Source organism: Sulfitobacter sp. TCYB15 (assembly GCF_040435955.1).
Classification (GTDB): Bacteria; Pseudomonadota; Alphaproteobacteria; order Rhodobacterales; family Rhodobacteraceae; genus Sulfitobacter; species Sulfitobacter pontiacus.
Genome location: NZ_CP159193.1, coordinates 170026 through 184114, shown reverse-complemented (window position 1 = coordinate 184114; position 14089 = coordinate 170026). Strand labels below are relative to the sequence as shown.

Sequence of the window (14089 nt, the reverse complement as noted above, 5' to 3'; positions counted from 1 at the left end):
GCGGCCTATTCGCCTGCATCGCGGGAAAACAGGTAGACGAACAGACCCGCTGCCATGAGCGCGGCAAACAGGGTGAAAATCATCACATAGGGGGCCTGCGCGGTGACGGCGGGCTGGCTGGCCGCATAGACGCGGCCCGACAGGAACTGCGCCACGCCAACGCCCCCAATGCTGCACAGGTTCAACAGGGTCATGCCCCGCCCGACCAGCTGCGGCGGCATAAAGCTGCGGCCGTGGGCGATGATCACCGCATAGGTCGCGCCAAAGAAACCGACAGCGGCCATCAGCGCCGTGGCAAGAATGATGCCGCTGTCGGGGAAAAGCATAAGCGCCACCAATGCCGCGAGGTTCAGCGCCGTGCCCCCGACAATCACCCATTTCGTGCTGCCGATCACGCGGTCCAGCGGGCCATAGGCGAGGCTGCCTGCCACCATCGCGATCCCCATCAACAGGGTCGCCCAGCCGATCTGGTGAGCGTTCGCGGCAAAGACATCCTCGAAATAGGGACCGATCCAGAGCCCGCGCAACGCGCCGACCTGGGCGTAGCTGACGCTCATGATGGGAAAGATGAACCACAGCGCCTTGATCTTGAACACGCCAAGTAGGCTGCCGCGTTGTTCCCCTTCGGGGGTGGCGGGGTCGCGCACGACGCTCCAGATGCCAACCGCCGTCAGCGTGGTGATGGCGCAAAGCCCCCAAAGCGACGCGCGCCAGCCGATCGTTTCCGCCGCAATCGCCATCGGATAGGAGGCGACGAGATTGCCAAGCGTGCCGATGCCCACCATGACAGAGGCGAGCACGACAAAGCGGCTTGGTGCGAATTCACGCGCAAAGATATAGTAGGCTCCCATCAACACCGGCGCACAGCCGATCCCGATCAGGACCATCGCCAGATTGATGTGCAGCGGCTGCGTCGCCACCGCGAACAAAGCCGCCCCGCCGCCTCCGCCCACCAGCAGCAAGCTGGCCGCCGTGCGCCGCGGCCCGACTGTATCCAGCGCCCATCCCACAGGCAGTTGCATCGCCGCAAAGGAGAAGAACCAAAGCCCCGACGCAAAGGCGAGGTCTTCGGGCGTGGCCCCCAGATCAACGCGCAGTGATGGGCTGAGCACGGCTAGAAAGGCACGGAAAAACTGGCTGAGCACATAGCCCAGCCCCAACAAAGCTACCCCGCGTGTCATGTCAGTGTGTCACGCCATTTGCCCGCAAGCGCTTGCGCCGCGTGGCTGAGCAGCAGAACATCCGCCCCGACCGCAACAAACTGCGCCCCGGCCTCAAGCGCGTCGCGGGTCATGTCGTCGTGGGTCGACAAGATGCCCGGTGCCTTGCCCGCCGCGTGTATCTTGTGCAGCGCGGTCATGATCGCGTCTTGTACATCGGGGTGGAGCGCATTGCCCATGTACCCCATATCAGCCGCCAGATCCGCAGGGCCGATGAACACGCCGTCGATCCCGTCAACCGCGAGGATCGCATTCAGGTTCTCAAGGCCCTTCACGCTTTCGACCTGCACCAGCAGGCAGATCTCATCATCCGCCGTGGTGCCGTAATCCGCGATCTGCGAGAAACGCGCGGCACGGGTCAGCGCATAGCCGACGCCGCGGTCGCCGTGAGGCGGATAGGTGACATCGCGCACCAGTTGGCGGGCCTGATCGGCGTTATCCACCATAGGCACCAGCAGGGTCTGCGCCCCCGCATCCAGCATCTGTTTGATCAGATAGGTCTCCCCCACGGGGACGCGCACGACGGGGTGGCTGTCAGAGGCTTCAAGCACCTGAAGCTGCGCCATGATAGAGCGCAGGTCGTTCGGCGCGTGTTCACCGTCAATGACCAGCCAGTCAAAACCGGCGGTCCCCATCAGTTCGGCGCTATAGGTGTCCGCAAGGCCCAACCAGCAGCCAAAGACGGTGTCGCCTTGTTTCAAAGCCTGTTTGAATGCGTTGAAGGGGGCTGGCATGGGCATGATCCTTGGTGCTGTTTCGGCGTACCCTAGGGTCAAGCATCACGGAGTGTCCAGAGGGGGCGCTGCCCCCGCCCGCGCAGACGTTTGCTTAACCCGCCGCCATGTCGGCAACAGTGGGCAGCGGGGCGACGGCGCCGTAGCCCTGGACAGACAGCGCAGAGGCCGCGACGGCGTAGTGGCAAGCGGCTTCGGGGGTGTCGCCTTTTGACAGGCGGGTCAGGAAGGCCCCGTCGAAACAGTCTCCGGCACCTGTGGCGTCGACGGCTGTGACCGGAACGCCGGGAATATGCGTTATCGCTCCGGCGTGCCCCAGAAGCGCGCCGTCCTCTCCGAGGGTCAGGGCGACGATGTCCGGCCCCATTTTGTGAAATGCCCGCACGATGTCTTCGGGGGTGTCCAGACCCGTAATCTGGCGCGCGTCATCCAGACCCGGCAGCGCGATATCCGCCAGCCCGAGCGCTTGGGTAATCACGGAACGGGCTTGCTCGAGGGGCCAGAGCGCCAGCCGCAAGTTCGGATCGAAAGACACCTGCCGTCCGGCCGCCCGTGCGATACGCATCGCCTCCAGACCGGCATCGCGCGCGCCGGCACTGATCGCCAGAGTGATGCCGGACAGATGGGTGAACCGGGCGCGCTCTATGGCCTCGACAGGCAAGCTGTCTGCGGTCATTCGGCTGGCAGCAGAGCCTGCGCGACGATATTCGAACCGGTGCCCATCTGAACCGTGGCGCACGAAGTAGAGCCCTGTCGGGGCCGATGCGTCCGTCGCAACGCAGGAGGCATCGACGCCCTCGCGGCTCCAAAGATTGCGAAGCTCTTGCCCGAAACCGTCGTCGCCCAAGCGCGTTGCGATGGCGCTGCGCGCGCCGAGGCGGGCAGCGGCAATGGCGACGTTTGACACGTCACCACCGAACCCCTGATGCCACTGCGTCCCCTTGATCTGGTTGAACTCGACCAGCGGTTCGCCGATGCAGATAATATCGAAGTCGCGCATGGGGTCAGTGGTTGTTGCGCGGCAGGCCGCGGCTGGTGATGTCGCGGTATTCGGTAGCACCTTCAAAGACCATGCCTTCGGAGAAGGGGCGTACTTTCTCGCGGAAGATCTCTTGCCAGGGGGATTGGCTTTCTGGCTGCGCATAGCCCCCCGCAGCGTCCAGCGCAGCGCGGCGCGCGGCAAGCTCGGTTTCGTCCAGCAGCACGTCCACGCGGCGCTGTTTCAGGTCGATGCGGATCGGATCGCCGTCTAGCAGCAGCGCAAGCCCGCCCCCATCCGCAGCTTCGGGCGACGCATTAAGGATCGACGCCGAGCCAGAGGTGCCCGACTGCCGCCCGTCGCCGATGCAGGGGAGTGCGCGGACGCCCTGTTTGATCAGATAGCTTGGCGGGCGCATGTTCACCACCTCGGCCCCGCCGGGATAGCCCTTGGGCCCTGCGCCACGCATCACCAGAACACTGTCATCGGTCAGCCCCAACGCGGGGTCATCGATGCGGGCGTGAAAGTCTTCTGGCCCGTCGAATACCGCGACACGGCCTTCAAAAGCCTCTTGTGCGTTCGAGAAATAGCGCGCCCGAAAACCCGCGTCGATGGCAGAGGTTTTCATCAAGGCGCTGTCGAACAGGTTGCCGCGCATGTTCAGGAAACCCGCATTGGGTTTCAACGGTGACGCCGCGCGGCGGATCACATCCTCATCAAGGATCGGCGTGTCGGTGTAGAGTTCGGCGATGGTTTGACCGGTCACAGTCAGCGCATCGGGATGTGGTAAAAGCCCGGCCCGCAACAATTCACCGATCACAGCGGCTGTGCCCCCCGCGCGGTGGAAGTCTTCGCCCAGATAGGTGCCGACGGGCTGCATATTGACGAGGAGTGGCACGGCGTGGCCGAATTCCTCCCAGTCTCCGTTGCTCAGCGCGATGCCAAGATGCGCAGCGATGGCATTGAGGTGGATCGGCGCGTTGGTGGATCCGCCAAGGGCGGAGTTGACGACAATGGCATTCTCGAAGGCTTCGCGGGTCATGATCTGGGCCGGGCGCAGGTCTGCATGGACCATATCAACGATACGTTTTCCCGTATGATAGGCCGCTTGCCCGCGTTCGCGGTAGGGTGCGGGGATCGAGGCAACGCCGGGCAGCTGCATGCCCAGAGCCTCTGACAGGGAGTTCATCGTCGACGCGGTGCCCATCGTGTTGCAGAACCCGACCGAGGGGGCGGAAGAGGCCGCGATCTCGAGGAATTCTTCGGCGTCGATTGTGCCGGCCGCCAGCTCTTGCCGCGCCTGCCAGATCACCGACCCCGATCCTGCACGTTCGCCCCGGTGCCAGCCGTTCAGCATCGGCCCGACAGAGAAGGCCAGGGCGGGCATGCCCACCGTCGCCGCTGCCATCAGCAGCGCTGGCGTGGTTTTGTCACAGCCAATGGTCAGCACGACGCCGTCGATCGGGTAGCCATACAGGCTTTCGACGAGGCTAAGATAGGCGAGGTTACGGTCCAGCATCGCGGTCGGACGCTTGCCGGTTTCCTGGATAGGATGCACCGGAATTTCCATCGGGATGCCTCCGGCGGCGATGATCCCGTCGCGGGTCCGTTTGGCCAGCTCGATGTGGTGGCGGTTGCACGGGCTCAGGTCGCTGCCGGTCTGCGCGATCCCGATCACCGGCTTGCCTGACCGCAGTTCTTCAAGCGTGAGCCCGTAGTTCAGGTAGCGTTCAATATAGAGCGCGGTCATCTCCGGATCGTCGAGATTGTCGAACCACTTACGGGAGCGCAGAGATTTGGTGTCGGTCATAATTCGTCTTTCAGCGGCCGGTCACGCCAGGGAAGGCAATGAGAATAGCGAGCGCGAGGATTTGAAGGGCAATGAAGGGCAGGAGAGAACGGAAGATCTCTCCCAAAGAGATATCGGGTGGTGTCACCGACTTGAGATAGAAGGCGGCGGGACCAAAGGGCGGCGACAGGAAGCTGACCTGCATGTTCATGGCGAAGACCACACCGAACCACACAGGATCAAGACCGAGATCGCGAATGATCGGGACAAAGATCGGCATGGTCAGCAGTGCAATCCCTACCCAGTCCAGAAACATCCCAAGGACAAAGAGGATCGCCATCATGAACAAGACAATCACGGTTGGATTGTCGGACACGCCGGTGATCAGGTTAGAGACAAAGGTGATGCCCCCCATCAGGTTAAAGACCCCGACCAGTGCCGAGGCACCGATCCCGATCCAGACGATCATCCCGACGGTCGCGAGGGTCCGCTTGGCCGCGCCCACCATCAGCTCTGTGGTGAATTCGCCGCGGATCATCGTGGACAGGGTCACGCCGATTACCCCGATGGCAGAGGCTTCGGTGACCGAGGCAATGCCGCCATAGATCGACCCCAGCACAAAGATCACCACCATGATTGGCAAGATCAACCCTTTGAGCAGACGCATTTTCTCGGCTGTCGAGGTCTCGTCCGGTTCCGGGATCGGGGCGATGTCGGGGTTCATATAGGCCCGCACCAGCACGTAGATGATATAGAAGCTTGCCAGCATCAGACCGGGCAGGAAGGACGCGGTGAACAGATCCCCGATAGAGACGGACGCCGTCAGGCCATAGATGATCAACACGATGGACGGGGGCACCATTGTCCCCAAGGCCCCGCCCGCGCAGCATACGCCGATGGCCAGACGCCGGTCATAGCCAAGCCGCAACATCTGGGGTAGCGCCAGCAGACCCAGCAGCACCACCTCGCCCCCGATGATGCCGGACATGGCGGCCAGCACCACGGCGACCAGCAAAGTCTGGATCGCGATGCCGCCCCGCAGACGGCCACCGACCACGCGCATGGCGTCGAACAGATCGCGTGCAATGCCCGACCGATCAAGGATCGCAGCCATCAATACGAACATCGGTACGGATACGAAGACGAAGGAATTGACGAAGCTGAAGATGCGGCTGGTGATCAACGGCACGGCCATTGGCCCGAACCAGCCAAGCGCAAAAATCAGCGCCACGAGCAGGGTCACGAAAGCCAGTGGCATGCCGGTGATCAGCAGCAGGAACAAGGTGACGAACATCGCCCCTGTCGCCACTTCGATCCCCATGGCCTTAAAGTCGAACAGCGCTGTGAGAAGGTCCATCACCGGTCCTGTTTTGTCATGTAGTTCCAAGCAAGCACAGCGAACTGCACGGCCATGACCACGAGAATTGTAAAGAGAAAGATCTTAAGCATCCCCGGCGTGGGTGGATCCCATGCGCTGCCGCTGCTTTCCAGCCGGATCGCGCCGGTTGGCGTCCAGACCGCACGCACAAGGCTTTGCCATGCGGCCCAGCCGAAGAAGGCTGTCGCCACGAGGCAGACCAGCGAAATCACCACATTGAAAATGCGCCGCCACGGGGCTGACAGATAATCGTAGATCAGGACCACACGGATATGCGCATCCCGCGATACAACATAAAGCCCCCCATAAACAAAAGCGGTGGCGTTCAGAAAGATCACCGTCTCATGCGCCCAGATCGTGGGGGCGTCAAAGACATAGCGCAAGACCACTTCGATCCCGAGGATCGCGGCAGAGGCGAGGATCGCAAAGGCAAAAAGGATGCCGATCCGGTCGATGCCGCGCCCTAGCAGCCCGGCCTCCGGGATCGCCCCCTTGGGTGCGTCAATATCCACGGGTGCGCTGGCCGCGACGTTGGGATCTGTCCTGTCTTGCATATGCCCCTCCCGAGCGTTCACCCCTCCGGGCTGTCCGGAAGGGTGCTGGTGCTTCGGCGCTTATTGCAGCAGCCCGTTTTCTTCGAGATAGGCGGTCAGCGTGTCATAGACCTTGCGCGATGCGTCGGATGCTTCGGCCGCCTTCTCCCATTCGGTCTTGGCAAAGGCGCGGAATTTCGCACGCTCTTCATCGGACCAATTGTGCACGGTGATATCGGCGTTGGCTTCGGCTTCTTTCACCGCGGCCATGTCACGTTCGGCCAAGGTCGACACCTGGAGCTGCCGGAAGTCTTTTACGGACTCCACCAATGCGCTTTGGATATCCTCGGGCATCGAATCCCATACACCTTTGTTGATCGACACCTCGACCAGCGGCATGGAGTGGAAGCCGGGATATACAGGATGGTTCGCCACGTCATGCATGCCCTGCGCGTGGTTGGTCGAGAAGACGGTATAATCCGCCGCGTCGATCACGCCCTTGTCAAGCGAGGTGAACACCTCGGAGCCAGGCAAGTTGACCGGAGACGCGCCCGCCGCAGCAAAGACTTTCTGCACCATACCTTCGGGGGCGCGCATTTTTAGCCCCTTCAGATCGTCCACACCGTCTAGCGGCACCTTCGACAGAAACGCCTCGAGGCCGGGGGTCGTCGCGCCGATGAAATGCAAACCGTAGGGTTCAAGCATTTCGTTCATCAGTTCATTGCCGCCGCCGTTCTCCATAAAGTCGAACATCTGCTGCGGGTCTGACCATGCCCCGACCGGATTGGCAATCAGGCCAAACGCCGGCTCTTTCCCTGCGAAATAAGAGGTATCAGTGACGTGGCCATCAATAATGCCAGCCGCCACGGCATCCTGAGATTCAGTATGGGCGACGATTGTTTCAACTGGCAGCAGATCGACCTCGACGCGGCCGTCGGTTTTGGCGGCGACGTCTTTGGCCCATTCTTGCTGCAGCAAGAAGTTGGCGTTGCCTGCCGGATCAGATGACTGGAACTTGAGCGAAAAATCCTGTGCAGCAGCGGCACCGGCCAGCCCGGCGCTGACAAGTGCGGTTGCGGCCAGAAGCCTAGCGGTAAAGCGCATGTGTTTATCCTCCCTAAAAAGTCGTGACCGTAAACGGTGACGATGGGCGGACGCTAATGACAGCGCTGTCATCTGTCAACTATTCACAAGGACCTGCGCACGTGATAGGTTTTATCGTATGGAAAAGAACATTAAATACAAGCGGGTTACGTTGAACGAAGTCGCGGCAGAGGCCGGTGTCAGCGCTATCACGGTATCGCGGACGATTCGTGCCCCCGACATGGTCTCGGCCGGTGTGCGAAAGAAGGTTCAGGCTGCGATCGAACTGCTTGGGTATGTACCGGATCAAGCCGCTTCGGCGCTTGCGTCCGAGCGGACAAATGTGGTGGGTCTGCTGGTCCCATCGCTGACCAACGCGGTGTTTTCTGACGTCTTGCGCGGTGTTTACGATGTGATCGACGGGTCAGGCCTATCGGTGCAAATCGGTAATTTCCGCTATAGCCCCAGCAAAGAAGAAAACCTTTTGCGTACCTTCCTGCGTCAGCGCCCTGCGGGGCTGATTGTGGCAGGGATCGACCAAACCGACGCAGCACGGACCCTGCTCAAGTCCGCCCCCTGTCCCGTCGTGCAGATTATGGACGTGTCGGACTCTCCGATTGACCTCATGATCGGGTTCTCACACTACGATGGTGCGGTCGAAGGCACGCGGCACTTGATCGATGCGGGGTACAAAAAGCCCGGATTTCTGGGCGCGCGAATGGACCCGCGCTCGCAGGCGCGGCTTGCGGGTTTCACAGCCGAAGCGCAGGCGCGCGGCGTGTATGATCCGACCCGCGTGATCACGACGACCCACCCGTCCTCGGTGGGTATGGGCGGGCAACTGCTGAGCGATCTTCTTGCGCAAGCGCCAGACACCGATGCTGTGTTCTGCAATAACGACGACCTTGCCGCCGGCGCGCTGTTCGAGGCCGAACGCCGTCGCATCAACGTCCCCAACGATCTGGGTATTTGCGGCTTCAACGACCTTGAAATGTCGCGGCACCTGAACCCCGGCATTACCTCTGTCGCGACGCCGCGCTATGAGGTCGGCGCAGGGGCAATGACCCTGCTTCGGGACGCAATCGCTGACCGCGCGGCCATCCAAACGCCGCATATCCGGCTCGGCGTGGAGCTGATAAAGCGCGGGTCGACAAGGCGGGGGTGAATGTCGCGGATGACACGAGACCGGGCAGGGGGCGCTGCCCCCGTCGCGCAGGCGCGACTCCCCCGGAGTTTTCAGGGCAAAATGAAGAGGTCAGATGACCTTGATCACGTCTTTGTCGATGGCCAGCATATAGCCGCGCCGCGCGATATTCTTGACCAGCAGTTCCGACACGATCTGGTTGCCCAATGTATCGCGCAGACGTTTGATGCGCGTGGCCCCTGCTGCTTCGTCGCAGTCAGCGGCGGTCCGGCCCGAGATCATGCCCTCGATCTCGGAGCCTGAGAGCACGTCGTCATCCATGCGCGCTTCGGCAAGGACCGACATCGTTTCCATCGCGGCGGCGGTCAGTTTGAAGCCGAGGTTGTTGAGGTAGACGGTGTTTTCCTCGCGGCTGATCAGGAGCGAGTTTACTTGTATCCCCACCCGTTCGATCTGCGCCATGCGGCGGTTGAAGCCCACGAGCATGATCAGGAACACCAGCGCCGCGACCAGCATGGCCGTCGCAAAGACCAGCAGCACGATGATCACGATCCGGTAGCTCGACAGGGTTTCGGAAAACGCGGTGCCCGATTGTGCGAGAATTTCAAGCAGTTTGATTTCGGCCTGAGTAGTCAGATCGTCGTGCTCGACAAAGATGCGTTCGACCTGCGCGTTAAAGGCATTGGCGTCGGGCAGGGCCCATAGCAACAGCCCTGCGCCGATCAGAATGATCGCCACAACGGCCGCGATACCACCGCCGACAAAACGCCCGCCCGTGCGGCGCATCTCAGAAGCGGAGGAAATTTGGTCCGGCACTCGCTTTCCTTTGGTTTAGGCCATCCTTGCCAAAGACAGAGACGATCGTCAGCAACGTCCAGCCATGTGCAGCCAGCCGGTCCGTCAATTGGGCCTGCGCCGAGGCACGGCTGCAGTCACCGGATACCTGCGCCACACCATAATGCAGGCGCAAGGGGTTTTCCTGCTTTGCCTTGTAATCGGCAAAGCACTCCGCCGCTTGGGCAGAGGGGGCGGAGAGGGCCAGAAGCCCCGCAGCAGCCAGGGAAAGGAGGATGTGTTTCATGACGATCAGACTGCGCCTATCCGGGCGGATATTCAATATCCATTGGGTCTGTACCGCTTTGTTATTCGATAACAGGGGGGTGTTATTGCCTGTCTGAGGGGGGGCGGCCAGTTTGATCCCACGGCCTCGCTCTTGATGGCTTTGCATGGGGTGCTTCCCATGTTGCCCCCAACCGAAAGGATCAGACAATGCGCTTTACATTGCACCATAAATTCATCGCCTCGATTGCAGCCGCAGCCGTCGCTATCACCGCCTTTACTGCTGCCCCCGCCGCCGCGGGCGACCGTAACAGGGATCTGGCGAAAATCGCGGTCGGTGTTCTGGGCGTGGCCATTGTCGGCAAGATCATTCACGACAAGAACAAGCGCGACGAAGAACGTGCCCGGCAGGAAGTATCAAAGCACCGCCATGCGCCAAACACTGTGTACCGCGCCCCACGCCCTCAACGGGCCGAGCGCGTGCCCGTCTACCGCGCGCCGCAATCGCGCCACCGGGTAGAGCCGCGTCCGCTGCCCAAGGGCTACAAGCGCAAGCAGCATCACACCCATGCCAATGCCAAGCTGCTGCCCAAACAGTGTTTCCAGAGCTTCGACACGCGTCGCGGTCAGGTGCTGATGTTCGGCCGCCGCTGTCTTGAGAATAATTTCCGTCATGCCAACCGTCTGCCGCAGCAATGCGCGCAGCAGATCCGGACCCATCGGGGCACCCGCTATGGATATGACGCCCGCTGCCTGCGCGGCGCGGGATACAGTTTGGCGCGCGGTTAATCTCAGCGTGCCAATACCGGGGGCATTTCGATGCTCTCGGGTGGGGAAGGGAGGGATGTTCGGGCATCCCTCCCTTTCTTATGTGCTGTGGATATCTTTTGCGATTGTGACATCGCAGTCTTCGCAAGGTCACAATTCGCGTGGGCGGGGCTTGAGCTTTGGCGCGGGTTGGGGTTTTCACGGGTCATGAAACCAGATTTTGAATTTGAACGGGCCGCCCATGCGCGCGGCTTTGAGCGGGTCGCCGGCGTGGACGAGGTGGGGCGCGGGCCCTTGGCGGGGCCGGTCACTGCCGCTGCCGTGGTGCTGGACCCGGATCGCATCCCCGAGGGGCTGAATGATTCAAAAAAGCTGACCAAACCTGCGCGAGAACGCCTGTATGAAGAGCTTTTGCAGGTTGCGGATGTCAGCGTTGCCCATGCCTCGGTCGAAGAGATTGAAGAGCTCAACATCCTGAGGGCGAGCCACCTTGCCATGCTGCGCGCGCTGGAGGGGCTGAAGACCCCCGCCGACTATGCGTTGATCGACGGCAATATGATCCCGCGCGATCTGACCTTGCCTGCCGAAACCGTGATCAAGGGAGACGCTCGGTCGCAGTCGATTTCCGCGGCCTCAATTGCGGCTAAAATATGTCGAGATTGTGTCATGTTGTCCTTGGCGCAACAGCACCCCGGATATGGCTGGGAAACCAACATGGGATACGGGTCGAAAAAACACATGGAGGCGTTGCAGAAAATTGGTGTGACCCCACACCATAGACGTTTGTTCAAACCCGTACACAACATGTTGTATCAAGATAAATAACTAACCACTTGATTCAAAAAAGAAATTGACCAGGAATCGTCTGTCGGGGCATCTTGTGGATAACCAAGAGCACACAATGTGCCGGGCAAGAGGCAGCTATTATGAAGACGATGACCAAGGGTGCGGCAGCACTCCCTTTAAACACGATCATTTCTGGCGACTGTATCGAAGCGATGAATGCGCTTCCGGCAGAGTCGGTGGACCTTATCTTTGCAGATCCCCCCTATAACCTGCAGTTGCGTGGCGACTTGCATCGTCCCGACAATTCAAAGGTGGATGCGGTCGATGATGCGTGGGACCAGTTTTCCAGCTTTGCCGTCTATGACAAGTTTACCCGCGAATGGCTGAAAGCCGCGCGGCGTCTGTTGAAACCCAATGGCGCGATCTGGGTCATTGGCAGCTATCACAATATTTTCCGCGTTGGTGCCGCCTTGCAGGATGCGGGTTTCTGGATCTTGAACGACGTGGTGTGGCGCAAGTCGAACCCGATGCCGAACTTTCGCGGCAAGCGCTTTACCAATGCGCATGAAACCATGATCTGGGCCGGCAAGGACGAGAATTCCAAATACACCTTCAACTACGAAGCGTTGAAAGCGCTGAACGAAGGGATCCAGATGCGCAGTGATTGGGTGCTGCCGATCTGCACCGGCCACGAACGTCTGAAGGACGAGATGGGCGATAAAGCGCATCCGACGCAAAAGCCCGAAAGCCTGTTGCACCGTATTCTTGTAGGGTCCACCAACCCCGGTGATGTCGTGCTTGATCCGTTCTTTGGCACTGGCACCACAGGCGCCGTTGCCAAGATGCTGGGCCGAGACTTTATCGGGATTGAACGGGAAGAGGCGTATCGCAAGGTTGCCGAAAAGCGGATCAAATCCGTGCGCAAGTTCGATAAGGAAGCGTTGCAGACCACCACCTCGAAACGCGCCGAGCCGCGCGTGCCGTTTGGCCAGCTGGTTGAACGTGGCATGCTGCGCCCGGGCGAAGAGCTTTATTCCCTGAACGGCCGGTATTCCGCCAAGGTCCGTGCCGATGGCACGCTTGTCGGGAACGAGGTCAAAGGATCGATCCACCAAGTCGGTGCGGCGTATGAGAAAGCGCCGAGCTGCAATGGTTGGACATATTGGTGCTACAAGAAAGACGGCAAACGCGTGCCGATCGATATCTTGCGCCAGCAGATCCGGGCAGAGATGGCCAACTAGGCCTCTCCCCACTTTCACACCCTATTTACGAACACCGCCGGTGTCCTTGCCGCCTCATGAGAAGGCGTGCCCATAAGGACACTCACCTTGGCCCCGCCTTTCATTGGCGGGGTCTTTTTCGTTTCAGGCGGTCAGGAAGGTTCAGCGATGTTCAGCGGGGATAGGGGGTCTTGCCCGCGTTATACTCGGCCCAGTCCGTGATCTCGGGGTAGTAGGTCCGGCGCCATTCCCGCACCCGCGGGTTCATCACACGCCGCCAGACCCAGGGCATCATCGCGGCCATTGTCATGACGGGGTAGCCATAGGGCAGCTGCGGCGCTTCTGCGTCGCCATAGGTTTGCAGCACGGGAAACCGCCGGTCGGGTTTATAGTGGTGGTCGGAATGGCGTTGCAGATTGATTAGCAGCCAGTTGGACGCCATATGCGCTGCGTTCCACGAATGACGCGGCTGGACGTGTTCGTATTTGCCGTCACCCAGATGTTTGCGCGTCAGACCATAGTGTTCGATGTAATTCACCAGCTCAAGCTGCCAGATCGCCACGCCCGCTTGCAGCAGGAACAGGCCCAGCCCGACCCAGCCGCCAAGGACCACGGCGAGGATCAGGCAGCCTGCTTGCAGCGCCCAGTATTTGAAAAACGGGTTGCTCAGGTCGGTCCAGTGTTTGCCCTTGCGTGCCAGCATCGCTTTTTCGGCCTGAAAGCTGGACACCAGCGATTGCCGCAGGACGCGCGGGTAAAAGCGGTGGAACCCTTCGTTATAGCGTGCGGTCACCGGATCGCGCGGGGTGGCGACATAGCGGTGGTGCACCAGCAGATGTTCAGACCGGAAGTGCGAATACAGCACCATCGCCAGCAGTGCATCGGCCCAGAAGCGTTCGCGTCTATTGCGTTGGTGCATCAGCTCGTGGGCGTAGTTGATCCCGATGGTGCCCGTCATGACGCCGACGCCGAAGAAGACGGCGGCTTTCTCCCAGCCGGACAGATGCGCGGCCTGTGGCACGTACCATAGCAAGCCGAAGAGCGTGAGAAACTGCACCGGCATCCACGCGGTCGTGATCATGCGATACCAGAACAGGTCGCCGTCTGACGCGTCCGGATCGGCGTTATCAAGGTTCAGCCCCGCGATCGCGTCGATGATCGAAAACAGATACCATGTGACCAGCGGCATCAGGATCACGGTCCAGCCGCCGACGGTGGCTGAGACCCAGACCAGCGGGATCAGCGCAAAGGACAGGGCAAAAGGCAGCGCACGCCGGAACTGCGACAGCTGGTCGGTGCTTATGTTTGTGGTGGGCGAGGTCATGCTGCACGGCCTTTTCGGGTTATCTGGCCCAAGGGGTCGGGCACAGCTTTGGCTGCGATAAACTATGCCGCG

14 protein-coding genes are annotated in these 14089 nt (G+C 60.9%); 4 read left to right on the top strand and 10 right to left on the bottom strand.

What is annotated here, in order from left to right; all coding sequences use genetic code 11:
• Positions 1–5: 5 nt before the first annotated feature.
• The 7 genes from ABM428_RS00870 to ABM428_RS00840 all read right to left on the bottom strand — a co-directional run bounded on the left by ABM428_RS00870 (position 6) and on the right by ABM428_RS00840 (position 7737).
• A complete protein-coding gene (locus ABM428_RS00870) occupies positions 6–1181 on the bottom strand; it encodes an MFS transporter (protein WP_074636451.1) in 1176 nt (391 codons plus the stop codon).
• Positions 1178–1954, bottom strand: a complete 777-nt coding sequence (locus ABM428_RS00865; RefSeq protein ID WP_037942656.1) for an aldolase/citrate lyase family protein — start codon at positions 1952–1954, stop codon at positions 1178–1180. The genes ABM428_RS00870 and ABM428_RS00865 overlap by 4 nt, the downstream gene beginning before the upstream one ends.
• Before the next feature lie 94 nt (positions 1955–2048).
• The gene (locus ABM428_RS00860; protein WP_353628064.1) at positions 2049–2954 is read right to left on the bottom strand and encodes a sugar kinase; all 906 of its coding nucleotides are present in this window, start codon (positions 2952–2954) and stop codon (positions 2049–2051) included.
• A 4-nt stretch (positions 2955–2958) separates the two neighbouring features.
• Positions 2959–4743 (bottom strand): IlvD/Edd family dehydratase, encoded by a 1785-nt coding sequence (locus tag ABM428_RS00855; protein ID WP_064215598.1) that lies wholly within the window; start codon positions 4741–4743, stop codon positions 2959–2961.
• Between the two features lie 10 nt (positions 4744–4753).
• Complete coding sequence (locus tag ABM428_RS00850) at positions 4754–6079, bottom strand: TRAP transporter large permease subunit (protein WP_005850423.1); 1326 nt, start codon at positions 6077–6079, stop codon at positions 4754–4756.
• Positions 6079–6654 carry a TRAP transporter small permease subunit gene (locus ABM428_RS00845; RefSeq protein ID WP_037942663.1) on the bottom strand — a complete coding sequence of 192 codons (576 nt, stop codon included), beginning with the start codon at positions 6652–6654 and terminating at the stop codon, positions 6079–6081. The genes ABM428_RS00850 and ABM428_RS00845 overlap by 1 nt, the downstream gene beginning before the upstream one ends.
• A 60-nt stretch (positions 6655–6714) precedes the next feature.
• On the bottom strand, positions 6715–7737 hold the full coding sequence (locus tag ABM428_RS00840; protein WP_009825537.1) for a TRAP transporter substrate-binding protein: 1023 nt from the start codon (positions 7735–7737) through the stop codon (positions 6715–6717).
• Positions 7738–7855: 118 nt separating this feature from the next.
• On the opposite strand from ABM428_RS00840, the gene ABM428_RS00835 reads away from it, so the two are divergent.
• On the top strand, positions 7856–8881 hold the full coding sequence (locus ABM428_RS00835) for a LacI family DNA-binding transcriptional regulator (RefSeq protein WP_132997840.1): 1026 nt from the start codon (positions 7856–7858) through the stop codon (positions 8879–8881).
• Between the two features lie 90 nt (positions 8882–8971).
• Here ABM428_RS00835 and ABM428_RS00830 read toward each other — a convergent pair whose 3' ends face one another.
• Positions 8972–9646, bottom strand: a complete 675-nt coding sequence (locus ABM428_RS00830; protein ID WP_132997907.1) for a hypothetical protein — start codon at positions 9644–9646, stop codon at positions 8972–8974.
• 1 nt (position 9647) lies between these two features.
• Positions 9648–9941 (bottom strand): hypothetical protein, encoded by a 294-nt coding sequence (locus ABM428_RS00825; protein WP_005850413.1) that lies wholly within the window; start codon positions 9939–9941, stop codon positions 9648–9650.
• 188 nt (positions 9942–10129) lie between these two features.
• On the opposite strand from ABM428_RS00825, the gene ABM428_RS00820 reads away from it, so the two are divergent.
• The 3 genes from ABM428_RS00820 to ABM428_RS00810 all read left to right on the top strand — a co-directional run bounded on the left by ABM428_RS00820 (position 10130) and on the right by ABM428_RS00810 (position 12714).
• The gene (locus ABM428_RS00820) at positions 10130–10708 is read left to right on the top strand and encodes a hypothetical protein (RefSeq protein WP_009825533.1); all 579 of its coding nucleotides are present in this window, start codon (positions 10130–10132) and stop codon (positions 10706–10708) included.
• Between the two features lie 186 nt (positions 10709–10894).
• Positions 10895–11512, top strand: a complete 618-nt coding sequence (locus ABM428_RS00815) for a ribonuclease HII (RefSeq protein ID WP_037942886.1) — start codon at positions 10895–10897, stop codon at positions 11510–11512.
• 101 nt (positions 11513–11613) lie between these two features.
• On the top strand, positions 11614–12714 hold the full coding sequence (locus tag ABM428_RS00810; RefSeq protein WP_005850409.1) for a site-specific DNA-methyltransferase: 1101 nt from the start codon (positions 11614–11616) through the stop codon (positions 12712–12714).
• 151 nt (positions 12715–12865) lie between these two features.
• On the opposite strand, the gene ABM428_RS00805 is transcribed toward ABM428_RS00810, so the two are convergent.
• A complete protein-coding gene (locus ABM428_RS00805; RefSeq protein ID WP_353628063.1) occupies positions 12866–14017 on the bottom strand; it encodes an alkane 1-monooxygenase in 1152 nt (383 codons plus the stop codon).
• Between the last annotated feature and the right edge of the window lie 72 nt (positions 14018–14089).